The organism is Gordonia amarae NBRC 15530 (genome assembly GCF_000241345.1).
Classification (GTDB): Bacteria; Actinomycetota; Actinomycetes; order Mycobacteriales; family Mycobacteriaceae; genus Gordonia; species Gordonia amarae.
The window spans coordinates 12,962-35,281 of record NZ_BAED01000046.1 but is presented as its reverse complement, the minus strand read 5'-3'; the positions used below and the strand labels follow the sequence as shown (position 1 = coordinate 35,281).

The window sequence follows — 22,320 nt, the reverse complement described above, 5'->3', positions numbered from 1 at the left end:
GATGTCGACGCACGCACAGCTGCCCAGTACCCGCCGTCCGGCGCTGACCAAGGCCGGCGACATCGCCGGGCGCCCGTTCGAGTCGATCGGCAAGCAGACCACGTTCGTGCTCGACGTGCTCGCCGGTCTGCCGCACACGGTGCGCGCCTACCGCAGACAGACCCTCGCCGCGTTCGCCGAAACCACCTGGGGCAACGGCTCGATCATGGTGGGCGGTGGTATCGCGAGTGTGCTGGCGATCCTCGGTCTGGCCGTCGGCGGCATGATCGGCATCCTCGGCGTCACCAGCCTGCAATCGCTCAACCTGGCGCCGATGTCGGGTCTGATGACCGGCTACGCCGCCACCCGCGAGATGGCGCCGATCATCGCGGCTGTCGGTTTCGCCGCGCAGGCCGGCTGCCGGATGACCGCCGAGATCGGGTCGATGCGCATCTCCGAGGAGATCGACGCCCTCGAGGCGCAGGCGATCCGGCCCATCCCGTTCGTCGTCGGCACCCGTGTGGTCGCCGGTGTGCTGGCGATCGTGCCGTTCTACCTGGTGTCGCTGTGCCTGGCCTACCTGGCCTCACGTCTGGTGGTCACGCTCGCCTACGGACAGTCGGGCGGCGCCTACGACCACTACATCGGGGCCTTCGTCGAACCCGTCGACGTGGTCTATTCGACCCTCAAGGTGGTGGTGTTCGCGGTCGTCGTCATCATCGCGCACACCTACTACGGTTTCTTCGCCAGCGGCGGACCCGAGGGCGTGGGTATCGCGTCCGGACGGGCGATCCGCGCCAGCCTTGTCCTCATCGTCACCGCCGACATGGCGATGTCCCTGCTCTTCTGGGGCCTGAACTCGGGATTGAATTTCGCATGAGCGCCGGTCGGAGGTCGTCCAGGACAGGCGGCAGAGGTCCCTCATCGTCGACATTGCGTCTGCGCGGGATGATCACCGTGGTGATCGCGGCCGCCGTCGTCGCGCTGATCGTCATCCGGCCGTTCTCGGGGGAGGAGAAGACGGTCGACTTCACGATCGCCGCACCGTCGCTGCCCGACGGCATCCAGAAAGGCATCCCCGTCGACATCCGCGGCGAAACCGTCGGCACGGTGTGCGGTCTCGATATCTCCCGCCCGGATGCGGCGCGGGTGAAGGTGTGTGTCAAGCAGTCGCAGGCCGGTGAGATCACCGACGACGTGGCGGTCAGCTACGCCTCCCGCAACCTGTTCGGTTCGGACGCACTGAGACTGGTTCCGACGGCCACCGGCAACCGGGTCCGCACCGGCAGCGTCATCAGCCTCGCGGCCGCGCCCGCCGACAACACGATGACCGCCACGGTCCGCAGCGCCGGTTCGTTCACGCTGCCGGTGCTCACCCCCGATCTGAGCCGGCTGCTCACCAAGGTCAGCGACACCACGGTCCGGCTGTCCCCGTTCCTCACCTCGGCGGCGCTGACGCTGCAGACCCTCGACCGCGGCCAGACCACGGGCAAGACCATCACCAGGTTGCGGCCGCTGATGCCGACCGCCGCCGACGCGATCGACGGTGTGGGCGAGGCGGGCGCGGGCGGCATCAAGTCGCTCGAGACCATCCTGACCACCCCGTTGCTCGCCGACCACGAGTACACCGCGCGGGTGCAGTCGATGATCGGTGACATCGGCGCGCTGTTCAGCGACCTCGGGGCACTGTTCAGCGGAATGAGCGATCTGGGTGCGACGATGGATGTGATCACCGCGTTCACCACGCCGATGTCGGTGTCGCTGCGTAACGTCACCGCCGATCAGATCGCCGGCCTCATCGACCGCTTCGGCAACGTCTTCCACAAGGACCCGGCGACGGGCAAGACGGTGGTGCGGGTCAGCGCGAATCTCGATGTGGCACCGGGCGTCGCGGGACCGCTCGGCGTGCTGCTCAGCGGGCGGGGGATCCGATGAGAAGTATGAGTTCGGCCGTCCGGCGGCTGCTCCTGGTGGCCGCCGTGGTGATCCTGGCGCTGTACGTGATCACCGCGGCCATCACCCGGCCGGTGAACGGTGACACCCAGACGTACAAGGCCGATTTCACGGACGCCTTCGGTCTGCACAAGAACGCCGACGTCCGCATCCGCGGCGTGCAGGTGGGCAAGGTCGTCGACATCTCGCTGCAGCGCTCGGGCGTGGCGCGGGTCGAGTTCACCGTCCTGAACGGCGAAAAACTCACCGACACCGACCAGCTCGCGATCCGCTTCCAGAACCTCGTCGGGCAGCGGTATCTGTCGATCACCAAGGGCGGCAGGAACACCGCCGCAGGCGCAGCACAGGGCACCACCGCCACCGGTGCCGGCGGAGCGGCCGGTGCGCCGCTCGATCCGGGCAAAGTGATCCCCGCGAGCGAGACCACCGGTTCCTTCGACATCACCGCTCTGTTCAACGGGATGCGCCCGATCCTGACCGGCGCCGACCCGGCGGTGTTCAACCAATTCGCCACGCACATGCTCGATCTCATCCAGGGCGAGCACGGGGTGGGCATCGGCGACGTGCTCACCGACGTGGAGAAGCTGACGAATTTCGCCACCGATAAACGCGCCCTGATCCGGGTGATCGTGAACAATCTCGGCGTGATCTCCGAGTCGCTCCAGGGTCGCTCCGAGATGATCACCTCGCTCATGAAGAACATGGAGATGCTGTTCGACACCCTCGAGGTCAATCTCGAACTGCTCAAGGGCGCGTTCGGCGAGGGTGCCCGGGTGTTCCCGCCGACGGCCGAGATCCTCACGCACACCCTCGATCTCACCCTCGGTGGGCACGACGACGTGTCGACGCGGCTGATGGATGTGATCCCCGACCCCAAGAATCTCGCGAACACACTCGAGGTGGTGCCGACGCTGCTGACCACCCTCAACACGTCGATGGATCAGCTGGGCCTGGACCGCAACTGCTCCCGCGGCAAGGTCGAACTGCCCGCGCTGGGTGATGTCCTGCTCGCCGGAGGGAGGCTGACGCTGTGCAAGGCGTGAAGACGTTCCAGAACTTCGTCGTCCGCGACGAGGTCGACGGCAAGGCCGAAACATTCTGGGCCATAGTGGCATTGGCGGTGGTCGCGGCGCTGGTGGCGGTGATCGCGATCCTCTACATCCATCCCACCGGACAGGTCGAGTACCGGGCCCAGATGACCGAGTCCGGCGGGATCGCCGCCGGCACGGAGGTACGGGTGGCCGGCGTGCCCATCGGTAAGGTCCGTGAGGTCACCCTCGGTGCGGGCAAGGACGAGGGCAAGGTCAACGTCACGATGGCCGTCGACGACACCGTGTTCGTCGGCGACCAGACATCGCTGCAGGTGCGGATGCTCACCGTCGTCGGCGGTGCCTATGTCGCCCTGCTCCCGGCAGGTGAACGCCCCCTGGGCACGTCGGTGATCCCCGCCGAACGCACCACCGTCCCGTACTCCACCGCCGAGGTCATCGACGACGCGGCGAAACTTGTCCCCGAGATCGACACCCCCAAGCTGCGCAAGGTGGCGGTCACCATGACCGACGCGCTTGACTCGGCACCCGGCGCGGTCCGCGGAATCCTGTCCGACGTGGAGAAGCTGACCGGCCTGGTCAACCAGCAGCAGAACCAGATCCGGTCGCTCGCCGATATCGGTGAGGAGTACACCACCAAGCTCGCCGACCAGAAGAAGGTGCTGGTGGAGATGATCCGCCGAATCCGCGCGGTGCTGCCGGTGATGGTCGGCTACAAGGACCGCGGCATCCTCACCTACAACTCGCTCGGCGACCTTGTGCTGTACGTCGGTGACGTGCTGGGCAAGCCGTACATGACGGAGATCAAACCGCAGCTCGACATGCTGACCGACACCGCCTCCGCGGAGAAGACGCAGAAGACGATCGCCCGGATGGACACCGCGATCACCGCGCTCAAGCAGATCGTCGACAAGCTCTCGGCCATCGTCTACCCGGGCGGGGTGAAGCTCGACTTCTCGCAGCAGGTGATCGACGACCGCATCGTCTGCATCCCGATCGCGGGGCGCTCATGCTGAGCAAGGTGTTCTCCGGCCGCTGGGCCGTCGCGCTGGCCACGCTCGTGGTGGCCGCGCTGGTGGCGGGCGGGGTCCTGTACATCACCCGTTCCGGCGACGACAAACGCACCCTGTGCGCCTACCTGCCCGACTCGGCCGGCCTGTACGCGGGGAACGCGGTCAACATCCGCGGTGTGAAAGTCGGTAAGGTCAGCGGGATCTCGGCCGCGGACGGGGCCGTCAAGGTGACGATGGAGATTTCGGACCGGCCGGTCAACCCGGCGCTGTCGGTGCTCGCGGTCAACAACTCGGTGCTCGCCGACCGGCGTATCGAACTCATCGGCACCGAGGGTGGCGGCGCCGCGGCCCGCGCCCGGTCCACCTCCTGCGTCCCGCGCAGCCGCTCCTTCACCCCGATCTCGGTCAGCACCGCCTTCCAGTCGTTCACCACCATGTTCGACCAGCTCGGCGGTCCCGGTGACGACGCGGAAAAGCCGGTGTCGCAGCTGATCTCGGCGGCACAGTCGCAGTTCGCCGGCACCGGCGAGGACATCAACAAGTCGGTGAACAATCTCGCCGGGTTCATGGCGGACCCCGACGAGTTCCTGTCGCAGCTGCGCAGCGTCTTCGACAATCTCGCCGTCCTCACCGACGTCGCCGGCCAGAACTGGGACGCGCTGCGCGACATCAGCGAGAACTCCGCCGATCTCACCCATTTCATGGGCGCGCTGTTCAAGAGCTTCGTCTACATCTTCGACGGTCTCGGCGCCGCCGGACCGGGTCTCGACGATCTGCTGGTCAAGCGGGTTCCGGTGCTCCTGGGATACTCGGGCCAGGCGTCGCAGGTGCTCGATCTCGCGGTCGCGCGGGCCCCGGAGATCGCGACGATCTTCGACAAACTACCCGGTATCGCGACCGGCCTGTCGACGGCGATGAACCGTTCGTCACGGTCGTTCCGGTTGTCGTTCAGATCCCCGAAAGTGGTTGCCAGAACCCCGAACAGCGCGGTGCTGTGTGCCGCGCTGAACCGCGCGAAGGCGGGCAGCTGTGACCCGCGCTCGCCGGATCTGGCCGCCGTCGACCTCGCCGACGTGGTGACCGGGGCGATCCAGGGAGGCCGGTGATGGCGGTGCGTCCGAACAAGAAACTCACCGGCAGCGTGAGCACCGCCCTGTGCGTGTGCGCGGTGATCGCCGCGCTGATCACGGTGTTCGCCGGCCGCGGCATCAACCCGGCCAACACCCTGCCGCGGCTGACGTCCTCATCCGATTCCCGGGACCTGTACGTCGATTTCGTGTCGGTGGTGAACCTGCCGCTCGGCGCGCGGGTGCTCTCCCGCGGCAGCCAGATCGGCAGCCTCGACTCGATCGAACTCGTACCCGACGCCGCACGGCTCAAGCTGCACATCGACAAGACGGCAAAGGTTCCGGTGGGCACCAAGGCGGAGCTGCGGCAGTCGACGCTGCTCGGCGACATCTACATCGCCCTCACCCCGCCCGACGGTGGCACCACGACGGCGTCGTACCTGCGCGCCGGTGATGTGATCGGCCTGCGGGACACCGATCCCGGGCCGCAGATCGAGGACATCATCACCAACGTCGCCGACTTCATGGCGGGCGGCTCGATCATGCGGGTGCAGGACGCGCTGCGCAAGGTCAACAAGTCCGTCGACGTCAAGGACATGGATCTGCGCCGCGCCTCGCGCATCACCGCCTACGACGTCGAGGACCTGTCGCGGTCGACTGCCGAACTCGACTTCATGATCGATTCGCTGGCCAAGGCCACCACCGAGATGGCCGCGGACCCCAGGGCGCTGGCGTATTCGATGGGTCCCGACGGCCGCCAAGGCCTCGACGCGGTGTTCGGTGCCGTCAACGAGGGCTTCAAACTGGTCGCCGGATCGAGCAGGCTCGCGTTCGGACTCAACTGGCTCACCCCGCGCCTGGCTCAGCTCAATCCCTATATGGAACAACTGATTCCGCTGCTGCGGACCTACTCCAAGAAGTCGACGCAGTTCAATGGCAACTCCGGGAGGCTGATCGGCCTGGCGCAGAACAAGATCGGCCCGTTCCTCACCGACGGTGCGATCGACGTCGAGAAGATCACCGTCGGATCGGGCGGGAATCAAACCGACGTGACCCGCTCGGTGACCTCGGTGCTGCGGATGATCGGGGCACTCAAGTGAGGCTGCGCTACACGATCTCCATCCTGTCGACGGTGGCCGTCCTCGTCGCCTCCGTGCTGTACCTGTCGTTCGGGGTGCTCAAGATGCGCGCCGGAGACCAGACCACCGTCACCATCACCGCCCCCAAATCCAATGGGCTGCACGCTGGTTCGGCCGTGCTGCTGCGGGGCGTGCCGATCGGTTCGGTGCAGGAGGTCTCCTACGGCGGCGGCGACATCACGATGCGGATCACCTACGACGCCAAGCACAAGATCCCGCTCGGCAGCACGATCGTCATCGAGAACCAGTCGATGCTCGGGGAATCGGGGGTGTTCCTCAACCCGGACGAGCCCGCGACCGGCCCGGTGATCGGCAACGGAGCCGACCTCAAGGCCACGGTCGTCGAGGTGCCCGCCTCGGTGCCCGAACTGCTCGCCTCGACCCAGACCCTGCTCGACCAGGTCGACCCGACCCTGGTGAACGAACTCGTGGACACCCTGTCGACGGCGCTCGCCGGGACCGACCGGGCCGTCGACCGGCTCGAACCCGCCGCCCGCGTGCTGGCCGCAACGATGATCTACTCCCAGCCGTCGCTGGTGAAGATCATCGGCAACGCCACCACGATGATCGGCGACGGCGACTGGATCGGCCCGTCGCTGCGGCCCACGAAGGCGGAGCTGATCCTGGCGGGCCAGAACCTGTCCGAGGTCATCGAACACGTCAAACCGTTTGCCGACTTCACCGACGGCGGCAAGATCATCGGCGACAGGTGGAAGCCCGTGCTCACCAGGTCGGCCGACGCGGTGTCCGACCTCGCGCCCAAGGTCGGCACACTTGCCGACGCGCTGCTGCCCGCGGCCCGCCGCACCGGCAGCAGCATCTTCGAGACCCTCGACATGGCGACGCTGCTGCGGCAGGCCGCACTGATGATGCCCGGCGACAGTGTTCGCCTCGACGTAAGGATGCCCCGATGACCTCAGCAACCGACACCCGCGACCAGGACACGGATACATCGGCAGAGGAGTCGACGCCCGGCACCCCGGAGAGCACGATCCCAGACTCCAAAGCCGCAGACTCCAAGGCCGCTGACTCCAAGGCCGCTGACTCCAAGGCCGCTGACTCCACGGCGGCTGACTCCACGGCTGCGGACACCAAGACCGCTGGGGTCGCGCGCGGCGATGACCTCGCGGACGGGGGAGTCAAGGAGTTCCTGAATCCCCGCAGGCACCCGGTGATCGCCGGCATCTCCGCGCTGTGCGTCGCCGCTCTCGTCGCCACGGTGGTGCTCGCGGTCCTGCTCGCCGGCCGTTCCGGTGAGCTCAACGAGGAACGGGATCTCAACCAGGACAAGGCAACAGCCGAACGGATCGCGGGCGACTATGCGGTCGGCGCGGCCACCTTCGGCTACGACGGCCTCGGCACCTGGGCCACGGCCCTCAAGAAGGGCACCTCCGCACAGCTCACCTCCCGCTTCGACACAGCGGTCTCGGCACTCACCCCGCTGATCCAGGAGACCCAGTGGAAGCAGACCGCCACACTGCTCGCCGCCAAGACCACCGACATCCGTGGCGGCCAGATGGTGGTGCAGGTCTTCGTGTCGACACACATGACCAGCACTCAGGTGCCCGGCGGCCTGAACACGGTCACCCCGTACAGCATACCTTCGAACGCGGCGGTGACTGGCTGATCACCGACGTCGCGGGCATCGCCGGGGCACCGCAGGACGGTTCGCCGGGTACCGGTCAGCCCAACCTCGTCCCCACGGACACCACCTCCGCACCGCAGCAGGCGCCGACGAGCACTCCCGCTCCGGTTCCGTGACCAGCCGCCCGGCCTGGCCGTCCGCGGTCATCCTGGCGGCGACGGTCCTCGCCGGGGTCTCCGCGGCCGCGCCCTGGGTGCGGGCGCTCGGGGCACCGGTCCCGACATCGGCCGACATCTCCCAGCGCCAGGTCGACAGGGCAGGGATGGCGGAGAAGCTCACCGGAAACGGCGTCACCGGTGGCGGCGGCGCGCTGATCTTGGCGGTGATCTGCCTGCTGGTGGTGCTGGTGCTGTGGCGCGTGAGCCCACGATTCCGTCCGGCCGTGGCCGGTAACCTCACCATTGCCGCGTCGATCGCGGCGGCCGGCACGGTCTTCTGGTTCCTGGTCGACGACGGCCGCCGGCTCGACGCTCTCGGCAACGCCTCCGTCGACACCGACACCCTGTCGATGACGCCGTGGCCGTGGGTCACACTCGGCTGTTTCGCCCTGTCCTGCCTGGCAGGAGTGCTGACGATCCCCGCCGGAGACACTGGCCGGCGGTGTCGTCCGAACGGACGAAGATCTCCGTGCTGACATGAATATATTGGATCATCGTGAAACGATTGCCGGCCTTGCGCCGATTAACCCGCTGAGGGGACCATCAGACAGGCGGACATGTATGCATACCGTGCAGCGCGACCGTCGAACGGAAGGAAGTACAGATGTTCAGAAAGCTTATGGTAGCGCTCATGGCGCTGGCGCTGGCTGCTGGTCTGACCGGCTTGGTCGCCGGTGAAGCCTCGGCCTATCCCAACCGTGGATGGCCGGAAGGCCCCGGGCACAGCTGGAACCAGCCGTCGAATCGGGTCGACATCACAGTGGTGTCCAAGCAGGGCTTCAACCGGTGGGGTAACGGTCACAACGGTTGGAACCAGAACCGGTGGGGCAATGGCCGGCAGGCTCCGCGCGTCTACTTAGTTGTTTCCTCGACCGGCAGTTACGCGGGATCAGCGACCTTGATCGGCAACTATCGCCAGGGCTCATCGACCGTGTACCGATACACCGCCCGCAACCTGCCGTGGAACACCACGCTCACGGCCAAGGCGGAGGGACGGGGTGTCTACTCGGCCGCCGCCGTCTACTTCTCCCGCCCCGGCTACCCCGGCTACCCCGGCAACACGGTCACCCAATCGGCCACCCTGTACCAGTACTGACAGCACGGCCGGTCTCGGTCTGCCAGGCGGCCAGAAACGCCCGTGGGCGCGCACTTCGCCCACGGGCGTTTTGTTGTGTCGTCGATCCGCCTTCCCGGCGGTGTCAAGTCACGGGTTTGATGGAGACCGATCAATTGTTCTGTAGGGCGGGTGCGTTGGTGTTCTCGCGAGCCCAGTAGGCGGTTTCGTGGCTCTTCCTACGTTGCTGACACGATCTGCCGAACCGTCGAACTCGGCGTCACGATTACTTGCGCCGCGGTCGACGCGCAGGACCGCACCCGCCTGTGGTGCCAGGTACTGGGGCCGGACGCTCTGTCGGCTCCGGTCGAAAAGTGCGCTGCTGTGTCCCGGGAGCTACCTGCTCACTTTTGGACCGGAGCCGACACGCTCGCTGCCCGGGTTGCGGGTTTGCTGGGGAACTGCGTGATCACGCCGACCGGGTCCTGACCGATGTGCCGCTAGTGCCGACGTTTCGCAACAGCATTTACTCGATGGCCCGGTTCACCTTGTGAAGCATTCGGGTAGTTGACTACTCGTTTCCCTCGCGGGAAAAGCCCTTAATCTCAGGTGCGTCGCCCGAATTCCACGGTGACATGCCAGCGCACGAGCGCCGGCGAAATTCACACCGAAGCGTGACCGCGGCCGCTCGGGCCGCCGAATGCTCAAGTTATGAAAGGGAAACAAATGTTCAAGAAGATGGTGCTGGCGGTGCTGGGTCTCATGATGGCGCTGGGGGTGATGAGCGTCAGCGCTGCCACGGCGGTGGCCGATCACGGTGGCCCGCACAACGGGCCGGGAGGAGGTATGAGCCAGGAGAACATACTCGTGATCACAGTGGTCAAGTACGGCGACCGCTGGAACGGCCCGCAGGTGACCGTCCGCACCAAGTGGGGCAACTATGTGGCGAGCGCGTACCAGGTCGGCCGGCAGGACTACGGCAAGCGGACCGAATACAAGTACGTCGCGCGGAATCTACCGTGGTACAAGGATCTGAAGGTGGAGGTATCCGGCCGCGGTCATTACTCGGGCAACAGGTGGGTTCGTTTCGAGTACGACCATCATGATGATCGCGTCATTGAGCGGGTCTATCTGACCCAGCAGTGGGGGGGCGGCGGCTGGAACTGACGGTCGTCGGCCGGGTCTGCGATACCGGCCACCGTCAACATCGCCCGCAGTCGACGATCGGCCTCCCCGGGATCTACCGGGGAGGCCGATCCTTTTGTGTGCGAACGATCCTGGCCCACGGCGGTCGTGCGAGCGGTGGTCGGCCGGAACGCCGCTATCACTGTTGACGAACTGTATTTCAGATAACAAATGAGCTGGAACACGGTAGACACCGGTCGTGACCGGGATTACCCTACGGTTTAGTAACCTACGAGTTGGTAAGGTTACTGGGGAGTCAGGAGAGAGGGTTGGCCGGAATCCGGTCGGGCCGATCATCTGGCACCGGGTGAATCGCGTTGTGTGTCACCAGGGGGGCCTGGCAGCCGGGCGCACAACGCGGGGTGCCCACCGAAGGTGAGGCTTCGGGCGGTGGTGTCATGCCCTTCGAGGGGTAGGGCGTGCACTCTGAACGAACCTCGTTTGCGGTCAGTGCCGACCGCAAAGTTGCTGATAGAGAACAACTTCGATGGTTCTGACAGTTGAGGGGAAGCCATGAACAATCAGCTGACGACGGCGCAGCGCCATGCGGACAGTGCGTCCACCGGACAGCCGGCGCCACGGCGGATGACATCTGTCGCCGAACTGATCGGGTCCTCCCGTGAGGACCTGATCGCGGCCTTCGGGCCACACCAGGGAAACCGTCTCTACCTGCTGTGTAACGGCGGCTAGGGCCAGACCGGGGGGAGGGGCCGCGTGGCCGGACAGACCGGGTAGGGGAGTACCCGAGATCATCCGGCCACGCACATGGCCCATGCGTGTTCTTTCTTGACGGCTTGGGGGCGACAGGAAAGGACGAGAAAAGGGGGGAGGGGGAGTGGTTCCATCCCGAACTGGAAGGTCCTGACCGTGCGGGGGCCAGGATCTTCCAGGTCGGGATGGAACCTTTCTCTCGTTGCCCGGCCTTTCGACAGCCCGCCTTTCGTATCGGATGCCGATACGATCGGAGGATGTGGATCGCGGTTCGGGCACTTGCGGTGGTCGCCGGGCTGATGCTTTCGGGTGCGCCCGCGGCGGCGACACCTAATGCGGCGCTGCCGGTTTCGTACAACTTCCTCGACGGCGCCCGATCCGAACTGGCGAATCCGGGTGGCTCGCTACCGGGCACCAACGACTTCTCGTGCCGCCCGGGCCGCGAGCATCCGCAGCCGGTGATCCTGGTGCACGGCGCCGGCGGTGGCCGCCAAACCAATTGGGCGACATTGGCTCCGGTGCTCGTCAACGCCGGATACTGCGTGTACGCCCTCACCTACGGCGCGCTGGGACCGGTGTGGCCGGCGTCGGCGCTGGGCGGCCTCGGCGACAAGCGTTCGAGCGCCTGGGAGATCAAGCGATTCGCCGACAAGGTGCTGGCTGCGACGGGCGCCCGCCGCGTGGACCTCGTCGGCCATTCGCTCGGCACCGAGATCCCGACATACTGGCTCAAGTACTTCGGCGGCCGTGACAAGGTGGCCGCCTACGTGTCGCTGGCCCCGTTCTGGGACCAGGGCCCGGACTCGGGCGACGCCCGCAACGCGACTATCGCGAGATTTCAGAAGCTGCTCGGCATTCCGGGCCCGGTCCCCGATGCCGGCTGCGACGGCTGCGTGAACCCGCCCCGTGGCGGCGATTTCAACCGTGCGGTCCGCACCCCGAGCCCGTACCTGCCGGGTATCGGCTACACCAACATCGTGACCCGGTTCGACGAGATCGTCGTCCCCTACACGGCGGGCCTGCTCGCCGGCCCGCCCGGAACCGACGTCCGTAACATCGTCGTCCAGAACGGGTGTGCCGCCGACCATTCCGACCACATGTCGATCACCTCCAACCGCCGCAGCGCCGCCCTGGTCCTCGCCGCGCTGGACCCGGCCCATCCGCCGAAGGTTCCGTGCGTCCCCGTCGCCCCGGTCACCGGAGGATAGGCGGCGCTCCGACGGCCGCCGAAGTCATGCCGTGGTGACGTTCTCCGCCTCGGCGATCCCTTTGATGGTGCGGATACACCGGTCGAGGTTGACCTGCAGATCGGCGGCGCGGTCGGTGACACCGACAACCAGCCGTTCGAAAGCGACGACGACGAACGGGAGGTCGGCGACCACCGTGACCTCCTCGGTGAGCAGGCACCCGTCGGGGTGTGGTTCGACCTGGTAGCTCCACCGGGTCAGGTCGGTCTTGCGGAACGGGACGATGAAGCTGAACTCACGGCCGGGGATGTCGGCGTCGACGCGGGCGATGGTCTGCCAGCGCCCGATGCGGCGGCGGTTGCGGCCGCGAAAACGCTTGTTGTCCAGCCAGGTACATTCGACACACTCCGGACTCCACTCCGGGATACGGGTGATGTCCGAAACGATCGCGTATACGTCCTCCGGGGAGGCTGACACCACGATCGACGCGGAGATCCGGTCCCCCTGCTGCAACGTCGGCACGTCCCTGCTGCTCCAATCCCCTTGTGGTGTTGTCACCGGAAGTGCAGGGTCTCGGCCCCCCATGCCTGCCGGATGGTTGCGTCCAGATCATCGACAACACTGTCGGTGGCGTCGATGACCAACGTCGAGCGTACGTGTTCGTCGTAGGCGGGCCAATGCGGGTCGACGCCCGACGGTGAGCCGAGATGCGCAAAGGCCGTCCAGCGCCTGCGCATCCGGTGCGATACGTCGTCGCCGGTCTTGCGTCCGTCGAGCCGGAACGCCTGACCGACCCGCCCGCGCAGCAGCGGATTGCCCCACACGTACGGGAGTTCGGTGGCATGCGTGGCGCCCATCCGCAGCGCCTTCATCACCCTTGTGGCCCAATCGAATCGGTACAGATAGACGGGGGCGTGGCGGCTGTGCACCTCGGCCAGCCAGACCGTCGGCATCCGGAAGGCGATATCGCGCGCGATACCCAGACCGGCCACCTTGGTGCCGGATCCGGCGTAGGCCGCCGCCAGCGACTCCCTGGTGGGAACGGCCGCCGCCGGATCCTCGGCGAGGATCGCGTCGAACATCTGCTTGATGCCGTCGAGTTTGACCGGCATCAGCGGGGGCCGCATGAGGGCGAACAATGACGCCTCGTCCTTGTTGGTGCCGATCAGCAGCGGCACCGAGATCGACTCACCGGACCGGAACACGTCCATCGGGTGGCGGGGCACCAGATCGCCGTCGACGACGGGTGCGAACGCGAGGATTCCCGGCGATTCCACCGGAACCTGTCCGTACAGCGCCATCGTGGCCTGCACGAGCCGGTCGACGCCGATGTCGAGCAACTGCCCGACGTCGCGCACGCCGATATCGAGTGCGGACAGCAGTGCGCCCGCCACCTTGGCCGCGCGATGGCTGCCGTATACCGATGTGGCGGGTGAGCTTTCGGCGATCGCCCGATGAAACAGGCCCTTGGCCACGGGCATCGTCAGGAGGGTGGTGACGATGCCGGCGCCGGCGGATTCGCCGAAGACGGTGACATTGGCGGGATCACCGCCGAAGCCGGCGATGTTGTCGCGCACCCATGTCAGGGCCGCCAGCACATCGCTCATCGCCGCATTCGACTCGAACAGTTCCTGGCCGGGTTCGTTGAAGGCGGTCAGGTCGGCGAAACCCAGCGCGCCCAGCCGGTAGTTGATGCTGACCACCACGACCTGCCCGTCGACGGCGAGCCTGGTGGCGTCGTACAGGCTCTGGCTGCCCGAACCCAGAACGTAGGCCCCGCCGTGCACCCACACCATCACCGGCAGCGACACCCCGGGGGTGACGACCGTCGGGCGCCACACGCTCAGGAACAGGCAATCCTCGCTGAACTTCGTGTCCTTGCCCAGATCGAAGCCGGGGATCACCTGCTGCGGACTGACCGGTCCGTGGGCGACGGCGTCGATGACCTCGGTGTGCGGTTCGGGCGGTGTGGCCCGCCGCCAGCGCTGCGCCCGCGCGAACCGGATCCCCTTCCATACATCGGCACCGGATCGCTGATAGCCCCGATATGGTCCGTGCACGGTGTTGACGAGAAGCCGATCGTTCATGCCACCCATCCCACCACGCCACCACAGGCGTGGCCCCCGAATCGGGCGGCACTCATCTCGATCGCGACAACCCGTCGTGATCCGTGAGCCCGACGCGGCGGTTCATCGTGATCCCTGAGCCCGACGCGACCGTACATCTTGATCCCTGAGGCCGAAGCGACGAAGGAGCGAGGGTCACGAAGGGTCCGGCGACCCGGCGATCATGACCGGACCACCCCGAACCCTCACACCCGGGGAATCCGCATCGCGCGCAGCGTCCCGCCGCCGGGTTCGAACCCGATCCGCGACCACGGCACCGACACGTCGACGATCGCGTACGCCGACGTGGGGAAGCGGTCGATCTCGCCGTCCGGGTCGAGGGTGAGCGCGGTGGCGGGCATCCCCGGTTCGTGGCCGACGACCAGCACGGTCGCGGTGTCGTCGGGCACGTGGATGCGCAGCGCTTCGAGGATCTCGAACGGCGCCCCGCCGTAGATGTCCTCGATGTATTCGGTGGGGGCGTCGATACCGGTGCGCATGAGCGTCTGCCGGGTCCGGGTCGCGGTGGAGCACAGCACCAGGTCGACGCTCACGCCGTCGTCGGACATCCACTCGCCGGCCAGCGCCGCCTCCCGGATACCGCGCTCGGCCAGCGGCCGATCGTGGTCCCACACGCCCGGCGGGTAGCCGGACTTGCCGTGGCGCATCAGCACCAGCGTGCGGGCGGTCATGCGATGCCGGTCATCGGTGCGGCGGCCCCGTGACCGTGTTGCTCGATCTGCTTGAGAACGGTCACCGTCGCCCGCCAGGCGGAGGCCTCCTGGTGCAGGTACATCGCCTCGTCGCTGTTGCCCGCGGCGAACGCGGCGTCGGCCCGGTCATCGAGGTCGAGGTACTGGTCGACAGCGCCCGAGATCAGGGGGTACAGCGCCCGCCGGTCGTCGAGGGCCCTGGCGATGGTGGCGGCGTCGAGCGTGGCGAGCCGTTCGAGCTCGGTCCGGTGCGCGCAGTCCGCGCTACCGGCGGACTCGGGGCAACTGTGGCCGGCGGGATGTTGCATGGGAACACCGTACGGGGCGGCACCGGCGGGGACGAAGAGCAACAGGCCCTGATTTCTCACTTTGTGAGATTAAATGTGCCTGGTCCCGGTGCCGGTGCGTCCGTAGGAGATGTGGATCAGGCCGAAACGGAGTCGATGACTGCGGTCAGCGCACCGGCCCATTCCTCGGCCTGGGTGGTCGGCTTGACCGTGGATGCGGCGTCGTGCCGGCCGTGCTCGCCCACCTGGGTGGCGCCGAGATCCTTGAGCTTCTTGGCCATGATCTCGCCGCCGTGGTTGAACGTCTCGTCGTAGATCGAGTCACCGAGTCCGAAGACAGCGAACTTCAGGCCGTTCAGGTCCGGCTTGTGCTCGTCGAGTTCCTCGGCGAACGGTTCGGCGCCGGTCGGCAGTTCGCCGTCGCCGTAGGTGGAGCAGATGATGACGTAGAAGTCGGCGGCGTCGAGATCCTCTACGGCGTAATCGCTCATGTCGTAGATCGACGGGTCGTAGTTGGTGAGCACGTCGGCGACGGAATCGGCGACGATCTCAGCGTTGCCGCTCTCGGTTCCGTAAAGGATGACGACGGACATGTGGCAACTCTCCTTTCGTTGTGAGGCAGGCTACCCCAACGGCACCCCGCTGCCGACTATGCGCAGGTGGGCGGGGCTGGGCAAATTTACTAGGATGTCCTACTATTGTTCTTTGTGGGCCACTCCCGGGTCTCGGGACTGTGCTCGATTCGCACATCATCGGCCCCGATAGGCGTAATCCGTCACGCCGCATTCCGTTCGACGGGACGTGCGGCGCACCGCGAAAGGTTGAACGACTATGACGCAACTCACAGAACTCCGGAGTGTTCCCCATTACCTGAACGGCGCCGCCGTCACGGTCCCGGAGGGCAGGCAGGCGGACGTGCTCGATCCCAGCACCGGCACCGTCCAGGCGCGGGTGCCGCTGGCGTCGGCCGACGAGGTGTCGGCCGCGGTCGCCACGGCCGTCGAGGCCCAGCGCGGCTGGGCGGCCTGGAATCCGCAGCGCCGTGCGCGTGTCCTGATGAAGTTCATCGACCTGGTCAATCAGAACGCCGACGAACTGGCCAGCCTGCTCAGCTCCGAACACGGCAAGACCCATGCCGACGCCCTTGGTGACATCCAGCGCGGCGTCGAGGTCATCGAGTTCTCCGTCGGCATCCCGCACCTGCTCAAGGGCGGTTTCACCGAGGGTGCCGGCCCCGGCATCGACATCCACTCGATCCGGCAGCCGCTCGGTGTGGTCGCGGGCATCACCCCGTTCAACTTCCCGGCGATGATCCCGCTGTGGAAGGCCGGCCCGGCGCTGGCGTGCGGCAACGCCTTCATCCTCAAGCCCAGCGAGCGCGACCCCTCGGTGCCGGTGCGCCTGGCGGAACTGTTCACCCAGGCCGGGCTGCCCGACGGTGTGTTCCAGGTGGTGCACGGCGACAAGGAGGCCGTCGACGCCATCCTCACCCACCCCGACATCAAGGCGGTCGGCTTCGTCGGCAGCTCCGACATCGCGCAGTACATCTACTCGACGGCCGCCGCCCACGGGAAGCGCTCACAGTGCTTCGGCGGCGCCAAGAACCACATGATCATCATGCCCGACGCCAACCTCGATCAGGTCGTCGACGCGTTGATCGGTGCGGGCTACGGCAGCGCCGGTGAACGCTGCATGGCGATCTCCGTCGCTGTGCCGGTGGGGGAGCAGACCGCGGAACGCCTGCGCGCCAAGCTGATCGACCGCGTCGCCGGGCTGCGGGTGGGCCACAGCCTCGACCCCAAGGCCGACTACGGCCCGCTGGTCACCGGCGCGGCCCTGGCCCGCGTGCGCTCCTACATCGACAAGGGGGTGGAGGAGGGCGCCGACCTGGTGGTCGACGGCCGCACCCGCACCAGCGACGAACAGCAGTTCGGCGATCACGACCTGTCGGGCGGCTATTTCATCGGCCCCACCCTGTTCGATCACGTCTCCAAGGAGATGACGATCTACACCGACGAGATCTTCGGTCCGGTGCTCTCGATCGTGCGTGCCGCCGACTACGAGGAGGCCCTCGCCCTCGCCTCGGATCACCAGTACGGCAACGGCGTCGCGATCTTCACCCAGGACGGCGACGCCGCGCGCGACTTCACCTCGCGGGTCGAGGTCGGCATGGTGGGCGTCAACGTGCCCATCCCGGTTCCCGTGGCGTACTACACCTTCGGCGGCTGGAAGCGTTCGGGCTTCGGCGATCTCAATCAGCACGGCCCGGCGTCGATCGAGTTCTACACCAAGACCAAGACCGTCACCACCCGCTGGCCGTCGGGCATCAAGGACGGTGCCGAGTTCGTCATCCCGACGATGGACTGACCACTGTGACAGCGACTATCGATCCCGGTCTCGACGAGGACGCCCGCGTCATCGCCGAGACGGCGGCGGCCTTCGCAGCCAAGAAGATCGCCCCGCACGCACTCGACTGGGACGAGAGACATCACTTCCCGGTCGACGTCCTGCGCGAGGCGGCCGAACTCGGCATGGCGGCCATCTACTGCTCGGAGGATGTCGGCGGCAGCGGGTTGACCAGGCTCGACGGTGTCCGCATCTTCGAGCAGCTCGCCCACGCCGATCCGGCGGTCGGTGCCTTCCTGTCCATCCACAACATGTGCACCTGGATGATCGACAAGTACGGCACCGACGAGCAGCGGCGGGAGTTCGTGCCCCGGCTGGCGTCGATGGAGTTCGTCGCCAGCTACTGCCTCACCGAGCCGGGCGCCGGTTCGGATGCGGCGGCGCTGGCCACCCGCGCGGTGCGCGACGGTGACGAGTATGTGCTGACCGGTGTCAAGCAGTTCATCTCCGGCGCCGGCACCTCGGACGTGTACGTGGTCATGGCGCGCACCGGCGGCAGTGGCCCCAAGGGGATCTCCGCGTTCATCGTCGACCGGGATGCCCCCGGGGTGAGTTTCGGTGCGCAGGAACGCAAGATGGGCTGGCACGCCCAGCCCACCGCGCAGGTCATCCTCGACGGTGTCCGGGTGCCGGCCTCCCGGCTGCTCGGCGGTCAGGAGGGTATCGGTTTCGGCATCGCGATGAACGGCCTCAACGGGGGCCGGCTCAACATCGCGGCGTCCTCCCTCGGCGGCGCGCAGGCGGCGTTTGACCGGGCCGCGGCCTATGTCGCCGATCGGGAAGCGTTCGGCGGCAAGCTGATCGACGAACCGACGATCCGCTTCACCCTCGCCGACATGGCCACCGCACTGCACACCTCGCGGCTCATGCTGCACGACGCCGCGCGGGCCCTGGACAACGACGCACCGGACAAGGTGGAGCGGTGCGCGATGGCCAAACGCTATGTGACCGACGCCTGTTTCACGGTCGCCGACCAGGCGCTGCAGTTGCACGGCGGCTACGGCTACCTCGCCGAGTACGGCCTGGAGAAGATCCTGCGAGACCTGCGGGTGCACCGGATCCTGGAGGGTACCAACGAGATCATGCGGGTGGTCGTCGGCCGTTCCGTGGCGGCCAAGGCCACCTCCGCCGGTTGAGGTGCGAGGAGCGTCAGCGACGAGCCTCGAAACTTCGCAAGATGACAATGTCGTCTCGCCGGGTTTCGAGGCTCGGTCGCTGGGCGACCTCGCACCTCAACCGGCGAGAACGGGCGGCGAAATCGGTCCCGCCACATGAGCCAAACCCGATACCGAATACGAGCGTTGCGTGACAATAGTTACCGACAACCCGAGTGTGAAAGCGATGAACCAATGACGACGATAGCTTTTCTGGGACTGGGCAATATGGGCGGCCCGATGGCCGCGAATCTGGTGACGGCCGGGCACACGGTACACGGGTTCGATCCCGTTCCCGCCGCCGTCGAGGCCGCGGAAGCCAACGGTATCAAGGCTTTTCCGTCCGCGGTCGAGGCAGTGGTGGGCGCCCAGGTGGTGATCACGATGCTCCCGAGCGGACCCATCGTGAAGTCCCTGTACGACGACATCCTGCCCGCGGCCACCTCCGGTGCGCTGTTCATCGACTCCTCGACCATCTCGGTCGACGACGCCCGGCGCATCAACGCCCAGGCCACCGATCGCGGCTTCGCCCAGGTCGACGCGCCGGTGTCCGGTGGCGTCAAGGGTGCGGTCGCGGGCACGCTGGCCTTCATGGTCGGGGGCACCGAGGCGGCGTTCGCCGCCGCCCGGTCGACGCTGGATCCGATGGCGGGCAAGATCATCCACTGCGGTGGCACCGGTGCCGGGCAGGCCGCCAAGGTCTGCAACAACATGGTGCTGGCCGTGCAGCAGATCGCCGTCGGTGAGGCGTTCAAGCTGGCCGAGAAGCTCGGCCTGTCCGATCAGGCGCTCTACGACGTGATCACCGGCGCCACCGGCAATTGCTGGGCGGTGCAGACCAACTGCCCGGTACCCGGACCGGTGCCCACCTCACCGGCCAACAACGACTACAAGCCCGGCTTTGCCACCGCCCTGATGAACAAGGACCTGGGCCTGGCGATGGACGCGGTGACCAGCACCGGCGCCCGCGCCCCGCTCGGCACCCATGCCGCGCAGCTGTACCGGGCGTTCGCCGAGCAGCATTCCGACCTGGATTTCTCGGCGATCATCCAGACGCTGCGTTAGGGATCATCCAGACGCTCCGGCGCAGTTGTCGGGACAGCGGAAACTCAGAAATCTCCGGCCTCGTGGCGCAGCGAATTGATCGCGGCCACGAGGCCGGTGATCTGTTCGGAGGGGATGCCGACATTGCCGAAGACCTCGCGGTTGAGCGCGGTGGTGGCCTCCTCGGCGGTGGACCGGCCCACGTCGCTGATCTCCACCAGCGTCGTGCGCCCGTCGGTGGGGTGGGGCCGGCGTCCGACCAGTCCCGTCTCCTCCAGCCTGCGGATGGCGTGGGTGACGCTGGTGACGTGCACCTGCAGGCGGTCCGAGGCCTTGGTGATGGGCAGTGAGCCGCTGCGTGAAAAGGCCAGCAGCCGAAGCAGTTCGTACCTGGCGAAGGTGAGATCGTAGGGTCGTAGTACCGCCTCGACCCGGGCCAGCAGGATTTGGTGGGCACGCATGACGGAGGTGACCGCGACCATGCCGTCGGCGACCTCGCCCCAGCCCGCTTCGGTCCAATTCATCCGAGCTTCCTCGATGGGATCGAAACTCATGCTGCGCCCGGCCATGGGGATCAGACTAACCGGACCCCGTGCTCGCACGGCCGATTCTCAGCGCCCGCACCGTCGATTCCGGTGGCCGAAGGCCAGGTATGCCACCAGGCGCCCGTCGGCGAATGCACCCGGCGAAGCCGTTCGCAGCCGCCGTTACCGGCTCTACGATGGAATCCGTGACCGGACACAGCCCCCAGCCCGACCCCCTCAGGCCAGACCCCTTGAGGCCGGACGCCGCGCGGCCCGAACCCCCGACCACCGACCCCCAGCGTCACGACGTCCGGCGTCATGACCCCCAGTCGGGACGGTTCCGCGCCCCGGAGGTCGACGATTTCCGGCCGATCCCCGGAGATCAGGGTCCGGGCGGACCACCGGCCACCGACCCGCTGCAGTCGGGCACGCAGGCGGGTGGTCCCGGGCCGACCACCGCCGGTGGCGGCTTCACCGGCCGGCCGGGTGGACCGGCCCCGCGCGGCCCGCTGACGCAGCAGCCGGCCGGTCACCCGCCGCAGAGCCGGCCGTTCCCCGCCCAGCCGCCCAGCCGGCCGTTCCCGGTGCAGCCACCGAGCCAGCCCTTTCCCGCGCAGCCGCCCAGCCAGCCGTTGCCTGCGCAGTACGGTCCCGGACCCGCCCAGCCGGTCTTCAATCAGGGCGGCTACCCGGCCTCCGGCGGCCCCCAGTTCGGCGGCCCCCAGTTCGGTGGCCCCCCGGGCGGTGGCCCGCACACCGGTGCCCTCCCGCCCGTCGGCCCGCAGCCGGGCAGCCCGCCGCCGTGTACGACGCGCCGGCCGGGCCTGCTGAGCCGGTCGACCATCCTGGTACTGATCTCGGCGGTCGCCGGCCTGGTCACCTACACGATGGGCTTCGTCGACTGGGTGTCGTTCGACGCCACCACGACCGAGGACGACCTGAGCCGGTGGGGTGAGGACCTGACGGGCATCCCCGGCTTCTTCTCCTACGAGGTGCTGCTCAACCCGGGCAAGTTCCTGATCCTGATGGGTGCGCTCGCGGTGGCAGCGGTGCTGCTGGTGGTGCCGGCCTACCGGCGGGCGCTGCCGTTGCTGGCCGTGCTCGCCTCCGGCGGATGGTTCGCGCTGCTGTCGGCGGCGCTCGCGCTGCCCGGCGTCGTCGACCTCGGAGCGGGCGCGATCATCGCCCTGATCTTCGGCTTCCTGCAGGCCGCGGCGCTGGTGGCCGCGGCCTTCGTGCAGGGCCTCGAACGGACCTGACCACCTACGGCGGTGTCTCCCTACAGAATCCGGCCGATCGCGTCGACGAGGGTGTCGATGAGCGCGGCGGCGGTGTGCGGGCCCGCCTCACCGCGCGCCTCGTCGGCGCGCACCATGATCACCGACTCGACGACCCGGAACGGGATCGCCGTGCGTGGGTCGCCCTTGTCGCCGACGGCCTGACCGGCGAGGTCGGCGTAGACGGCGGCGAGATCGGTCCGGGAGCGGCGGAAGTCATCGAACCGTTCCGCGGAGATCTCGGGCAGCAGGTAGAGCGCACCGAGGTTCCAGCGACTTGCGACGAGCTGTTCGATGTCGAGTCGGGCCAGTTCGAGGAGCCGGTCCATGGCGGGTCCGTCGCCGGCGAGCAGCCGCCGGGCCTGGTCGAGTGATCCGGCGACAGTGGTGTCCAGGAGCGCGGCCAGGATGTCGTCCTTGGTGGCGAAATAGTGGTACAGCGAGGCCTGCCGGATGCCGACGGCGTCGGCTATCTTGCGGGTTGAGGTCGCCGTGAATCCGAGAGTGGTGAACAGTTCCGCGGCCGCGTCGAGGATCTCGTCGCGCGCGGTGGATCCGGAGCGTTTGGGCTGGACGAGTCGCGGCCGTCCCGGGCCCGCCTGAACCCGATCGGTGTCGGCGGTCGCTGGTGGCCGTGGCATGTGAACCAGCCTAGGCCACCGGCACCGGT

General features: G+C 67.5%; 23 protein-coding genes. 16 read left to right on the top strand and 7 right to left on the bottom strand.

The window, feature by feature from the left end; translation table 11 throughout:
• Nucleotide 1: 1 nt before the first annotated feature.
• From GOAMR_RS12455 to GOAMR_RS12400, 12 genes are all read left to right on the top strand, one after another.
• Nucleotides 2-859 carry an MlaE family ABC transporter permease gene (locus GOAMR_RS12455; protein ID WP_005187981.1) on the top strand — a complete coding sequence of 286 codons (858 nt, stop codon included), beginning with the start codon at nucleotides 2-4 and terminating at the stop codon, nucleotides 857-859.
• Nucleotides 860-927: 68 nt separating this feature from the next.
• Nucleotides 928-1,914 (top strand): MlaD family protein, encoded by a 987-nt coding sequence (locus tag GOAMR_RS12450; protein ID WP_244427401.1) that lies wholly within the window; start codon nucleotides 928-930, stop codon nucleotides 1,912-1,914.
• Nucleotides 1,915-1,919: 5 nt separating this feature from the next.
• Nucleotides 1,920-2,975: an MlaD family protein gene (locus GOAMR_RS12445; RefSeq protein WP_005187973.1), complete on the top strand. Its 1,056-nt coding sequence runs from the start codon at nucleotides 1,920-1,922 to the stop codon at nucleotides 2,973-2,975.
• Complete coding sequence (locus GOAMR_RS12440; protein WP_005187968.1) at nucleotides 2,963-3,997, top strand: MlaD family protein; 1,035 nt, start codon at nucleotides 2,963-2,965, stop codon at nucleotides 3,995-3,997. The genes GOAMR_RS12445 and GOAMR_RS12440 overlap by 13 nt, the downstream gene beginning before the upstream one ends.
• On the top strand, nucleotides 3,991-5,100 hold the full coding sequence (locus GOAMR_RS12435) for an MlaD family protein (protein WP_005187965.1): 1,110 nt from the start codon (nucleotides 3,991-3,993) through the stop codon (nucleotides 5,098-5,100). The genes GOAMR_RS12440 and GOAMR_RS12435 overlap by 7 nt, the downstream gene beginning before the upstream one ends.
• A complete protein-coding gene (locus tag GOAMR_RS12430) occupies nucleotides 5,100-6,161 on the top strand; it encodes an MlaD family protein (protein ID WP_005187964.1) in 1,062 nt (353 codons plus the stop codon). Before GOAMR_RS12435 ends, GOAMR_RS12430 begins: the two co-directional genes overlap by 1 nt.
• Nucleotides 6,158-7,114: an MlaD family protein gene (locus GOAMR_RS12425; RefSeq protein WP_005187963.1), complete on the top strand. Its 957-nt coding sequence runs from the start codon at nucleotides 6,158-6,160 to the stop codon at nucleotides 7,112-7,114. Before GOAMR_RS12430 ends, GOAMR_RS12425 begins: the two co-directional genes overlap by 4 nt.
• Nucleotides 7,111-7,827 carry a hypothetical protein gene (locus GOAMR_RS12420; RefSeq protein ID WP_005187962.1) on the top strand — a complete coding sequence of 239 codons (717 nt, stop codon included), beginning with the start codon at nucleotides 7,111-7,113 and terminating at the stop codon, nucleotides 7,825-7,827. Before GOAMR_RS12425 ends, GOAMR_RS12420 begins: the two co-directional genes overlap by 4 nt.
• 130 nt (nucleotides 7,828-7,957) lie before the next feature.
• Nucleotides 7,958-8,479 carry a hypothetical protein gene (locus GOAMR_RS12415; protein WP_005187961.1) on the top strand — a complete coding sequence of 174 codons (522 nt, stop codon included), beginning with the start codon at nucleotides 7,958-7,960 and terminating at the stop codon, nucleotides 8,477-8,479.
• A gap of 155 nt (nucleotides 8,480-8,634) precedes the next feature.
• The gene (locus GOAMR_RS12410; RefSeq protein ID WP_040515139.1) at nucleotides 8,635-9,099 is read left to right on the top strand and encodes a hypothetical protein; all 465 of its coding nucleotides are present in this window, start codon (nucleotides 8,635-8,637) and stop codon (nucleotides 9,097-9,099) included.
• A gap of 669 nt (nucleotides 9,100-9,768) precedes the next feature.
• Nucleotides 9,769-10,224, top strand: a complete 456-nt coding sequence (locus GOAMR_RS12405; RefSeq protein ID WP_138943706.1) for a hypothetical protein — start codon at nucleotides 9,769-9,771, stop codon at nucleotides 10,222-10,224.
• A gap of 986 nt (nucleotides 10,225-11,210) precedes the next feature.
• The gene (locus GOAMR_RS12400) at nucleotides 11,211-12,161 is read left to right on the top strand and encodes an esterase/lipase family protein (RefSeq protein WP_005187955.1); all 951 of its coding nucleotides are present in this window, start codon (nucleotides 11,211-11,213) and stop codon (nucleotides 12,159-12,161) included.
• Between the two features lie 24 nt (nucleotides 12,162-12,185).
• On the opposite strand, the gene GOAMR_RS12395 is transcribed toward GOAMR_RS12400, so the two are convergent.
• The 5 genes from GOAMR_RS12395 to GOAMR_RS12375 form a co-directional block, all read right to left on the bottom strand.
• Nucleotides 12,186-12,698 (bottom strand): SRPBCC family protein, encoded by a 513-nt coding sequence (locus GOAMR_RS12395; protein WP_244427400.1) that lies wholly within the window; start codon nucleotides 12,696-12,698, stop codon nucleotides 12,186-12,188.
• Nucleotides 12,695-14,227 carry a carboxylesterase/lipase family protein gene (locus tag GOAMR_RS12390; protein WP_244427399.1) on the bottom strand — a complete coding sequence of 511 codons (1,533 nt, stop codon included), beginning with the start codon at nucleotides 14,225-14,227 and terminating at the stop codon, nucleotides 12,695-12,697. Before GOAMR_RS12390 ends, GOAMR_RS12395 begins: the two co-directional genes overlap by 4 nt.
• A 224-nt stretch (nucleotides 14,228-14,451) precedes the next feature.
• Nucleotides 14,452-14,937: a SixA phosphatase family protein gene (locus GOAMR_RS12385; protein ID WP_005187947.1), complete on the bottom strand. Its 486-nt coding sequence runs from the start codon at nucleotides 14,935-14,937 to the stop codon at nucleotides 14,452-14,454.
• Complete coding sequence (locus GOAMR_RS12380) at nucleotides 14,934-15,266, bottom strand: hypothetical protein (protein ID WP_050942713.1); 333 nt, start codon at nucleotides 15,264-15,266, stop codon at nucleotides 14,934-14,936. Before GOAMR_RS12380 ends, GOAMR_RS12385 begins: the two co-directional genes overlap by 4 nt.
• 116 nt (nucleotides 15,267-15,382) lie before the next feature.
• Nucleotides 15,383-15,838 (bottom strand): flavodoxin domain-containing protein, encoded by a 456-nt coding sequence (locus tag GOAMR_RS12375; RefSeq protein WP_005187942.1) that lies wholly within the window; start codon nucleotides 15,836-15,838, stop codon nucleotides 15,383-15,385.
• A 238-nt stretch (nucleotides 15,839-16,076) separates the two neighbouring features.
• Between GOAMR_RS12375 and GOAMR_RS12370 the strand changes: the two genes are divergently transcribed.
• From GOAMR_RS12370 to mmsB, 3 genes are all read left to right on the top strand, one after another.
• Nucleotides 16,077-17,612, top strand: a complete 1,536-nt coding sequence (locus GOAMR_RS12370; RefSeq protein WP_005187940.1) for a CoA-acylating methylmalonate-semialdehyde dehydrogenase — start codon at nucleotides 16,077-16,079, stop codon at nucleotides 17,610-17,612.
• A gap of 5 nt (nucleotides 17,613-17,617) precedes the next feature.
• Nucleotides 17,618-18,787, top strand: a complete 1,170-nt coding sequence (locus tag GOAMR_RS12365) for an acyl-CoA dehydrogenase family protein (RefSeq protein ID WP_005187936.1) — start codon at nucleotides 17,618-17,620, stop codon at nucleotides 18,785-18,787.
• Between the two features lie 213 nt (nucleotides 18,788-19,000).
• The gene (mmsB, locus tag GOAMR_RS12360) at nucleotides 19,001-19,870 is read left to right on the top strand and encodes a 3-hydroxyisobutyrate dehydrogenase (RefSeq protein WP_005187934.1); all 870 of its coding nucleotides are present in this window, start codon (nucleotides 19,001-19,003) and stop codon (nucleotides 19,868-19,870) included.
• 44 nt (nucleotides 19,871-19,914) lie between these two features.
• Here mmsB and GOAMR_RS12355 read toward each other — a convergent pair whose 3' ends face one another.
• Nucleotides 19,915-20,418 carry a MarR family transcriptional regulator gene (locus GOAMR_RS12355; RefSeq protein WP_040515138.1) on the bottom strand — a complete coding sequence of 168 codons (504 nt, stop codon included), beginning with the start codon at nucleotides 20,416-20,418 and terminating at the stop codon, nucleotides 19,915-19,917.
• Between the two features lie 161 nt (nucleotides 20,419-20,579).
• On the opposite strand from GOAMR_RS12355, the gene GOAMR_RS25360 reads away from it, so the two are divergent.
• Nucleotides 20,580-21,632, top strand: a complete 1,053-nt coding sequence (locus GOAMR_RS25360; RefSeq protein ID WP_244427398.1) for a DUF5336 domain-containing protein — start codon at nucleotides 20,580-20,582, stop codon at nucleotides 21,630-21,632.
• Between the two features lie 20 nt (nucleotides 21,633-21,652).
• Here the strand turns inward: GOAMR_RS25360 and GOAMR_RS12345 are convergent, their stop codons facing one another.
• Nucleotides 21,653-22,291, bottom strand: a complete 639-nt coding sequence (locus GOAMR_RS12345; RefSeq protein WP_005187926.1) for a TetR/AcrR family transcriptional regulator — start codon at nucleotides 22,289-22,291, stop codon at nucleotides 21,653-21,655.
• Nucleotides 22,292-22,320 lie beyond the last annotated feature (29 nt).

Bases quoted from the DNA above. Each gene is read 5' to 3' on its own strand.
- GOAMR_RS12455 (WP_005187981.1), top strand. From the start codon at position 2: ATGTCGACGCACGCACAGCTGCCCAGTACCCGCCGTCCGGCGCTGACC.
- GOAMR_RS12450 (WP_244427401.1), top strand. From the start codon at position 928: ATGATCACCGTGGTGATCGCGGCCGCCGTCGTCGCGCTGATCGTCATC.
- GOAMR_RS12445 (WP_005187973.1), top strand. From the start codon at position 1,920: ATGAGTTCGGCCGTCCGGCGGCTGCTCCTGGTGGCCGCCGTGGTGATC.
- GOAMR_RS12435 (WP_005187965.1), top strand. From the start codon at position 3,991: ATGCTGAGCAAGGTGTTCTCCGGCCGCTGGGCCGTCGCGCTGGCCACG.
- GOAMR_RS12430 (WP_005187964.1), top strand. From the start codon at position 5,100: ATGGCGGTGCGTCCGAACAAGAAACTCACCGGCAGCGTGAGCACCGCC.
- GOAMR_RS12420 (WP_005187962.1), top strand. From the start codon at position 7,111: ATGACCTCAGCAACCGACACCCGCGACCAGGACACGGATACATCGGCA.
- GOAMR_RS12410 (WP_040515139.1), top strand. From the start codon at position 8,635: ATGGCGCTGGCGCTGGCTGCTGGTCTGACCGGCTTGGTCGCCGGTGAA.
- GOAMR_RS12405 (WP_138943706.1), top strand. From the start codon at position 9,769: ATGAAAGGGAAACAAATGTTCAAGAAGATGGTGCTGGCGGTGCTGGGT.
- GOAMR_RS12400 (WP_005187955.1), top strand. From the start codon at position 11,211: ATGTGGATCGCGGTTCGGGCACTTGCGGTGGTCGCCGGGCTGATGCTT.
- GOAMR_RS12390 (WP_244427399.1), bottom strand. From the start codon at position 14,227: ATGAACGATCGGCTTCTCGTCAACACCGTGCACGGACCATATCGGGGC.
- GOAMR_RS12385 (WP_005187947.1), bottom strand. From the start codon at position 14,937: ATGACCGCCCGCACGCTGGTGCTGATGCGCCACGGCAAGTCCGGCTAC.
- GOAMR_RS12380 (WP_050942713.1), bottom strand. From the start codon at position 15,266: ATGCAACATCCCGCCGGCCACAGTTGCCCCGAGTCCGCCGGTAGCGCG.
- GOAMR_RS12375 (WP_005187942.1), bottom strand. From the start codon at position 15,838: ATGTCCGTCGTCATCCTTTACGGAACCGAGAGCGGCAACGCTGAGATC.
- GOAMR_RS12370 (WP_005187940.1), top strand. From the start codon at position 16,077: ATGACGCAACTCACAGAACTCCGGAGTGTTCCCCATTACCTGAACGGC.
- mmsB (WP_005187934.1), top strand. From the start codon at position 19,001: ATGACGACGATAGCTTTTCTGGGACTGGGCAATATGGGCGGCCCGATG.
- GOAMR_RS12355 (WP_040515138.1), bottom strand. From the start codon at position 20,418: ATGGCCGGGCGCAGCATGAGTTTCGATCCCATCGAGGAAGCTCGGATG.
- GOAMR_RS12345 (WP_005187926.1), bottom strand. From the start codon at position 22,291: ATGCCACGGCCACCAGCGACCGCCGACACCGATCGGGTTCAGGCGGGC.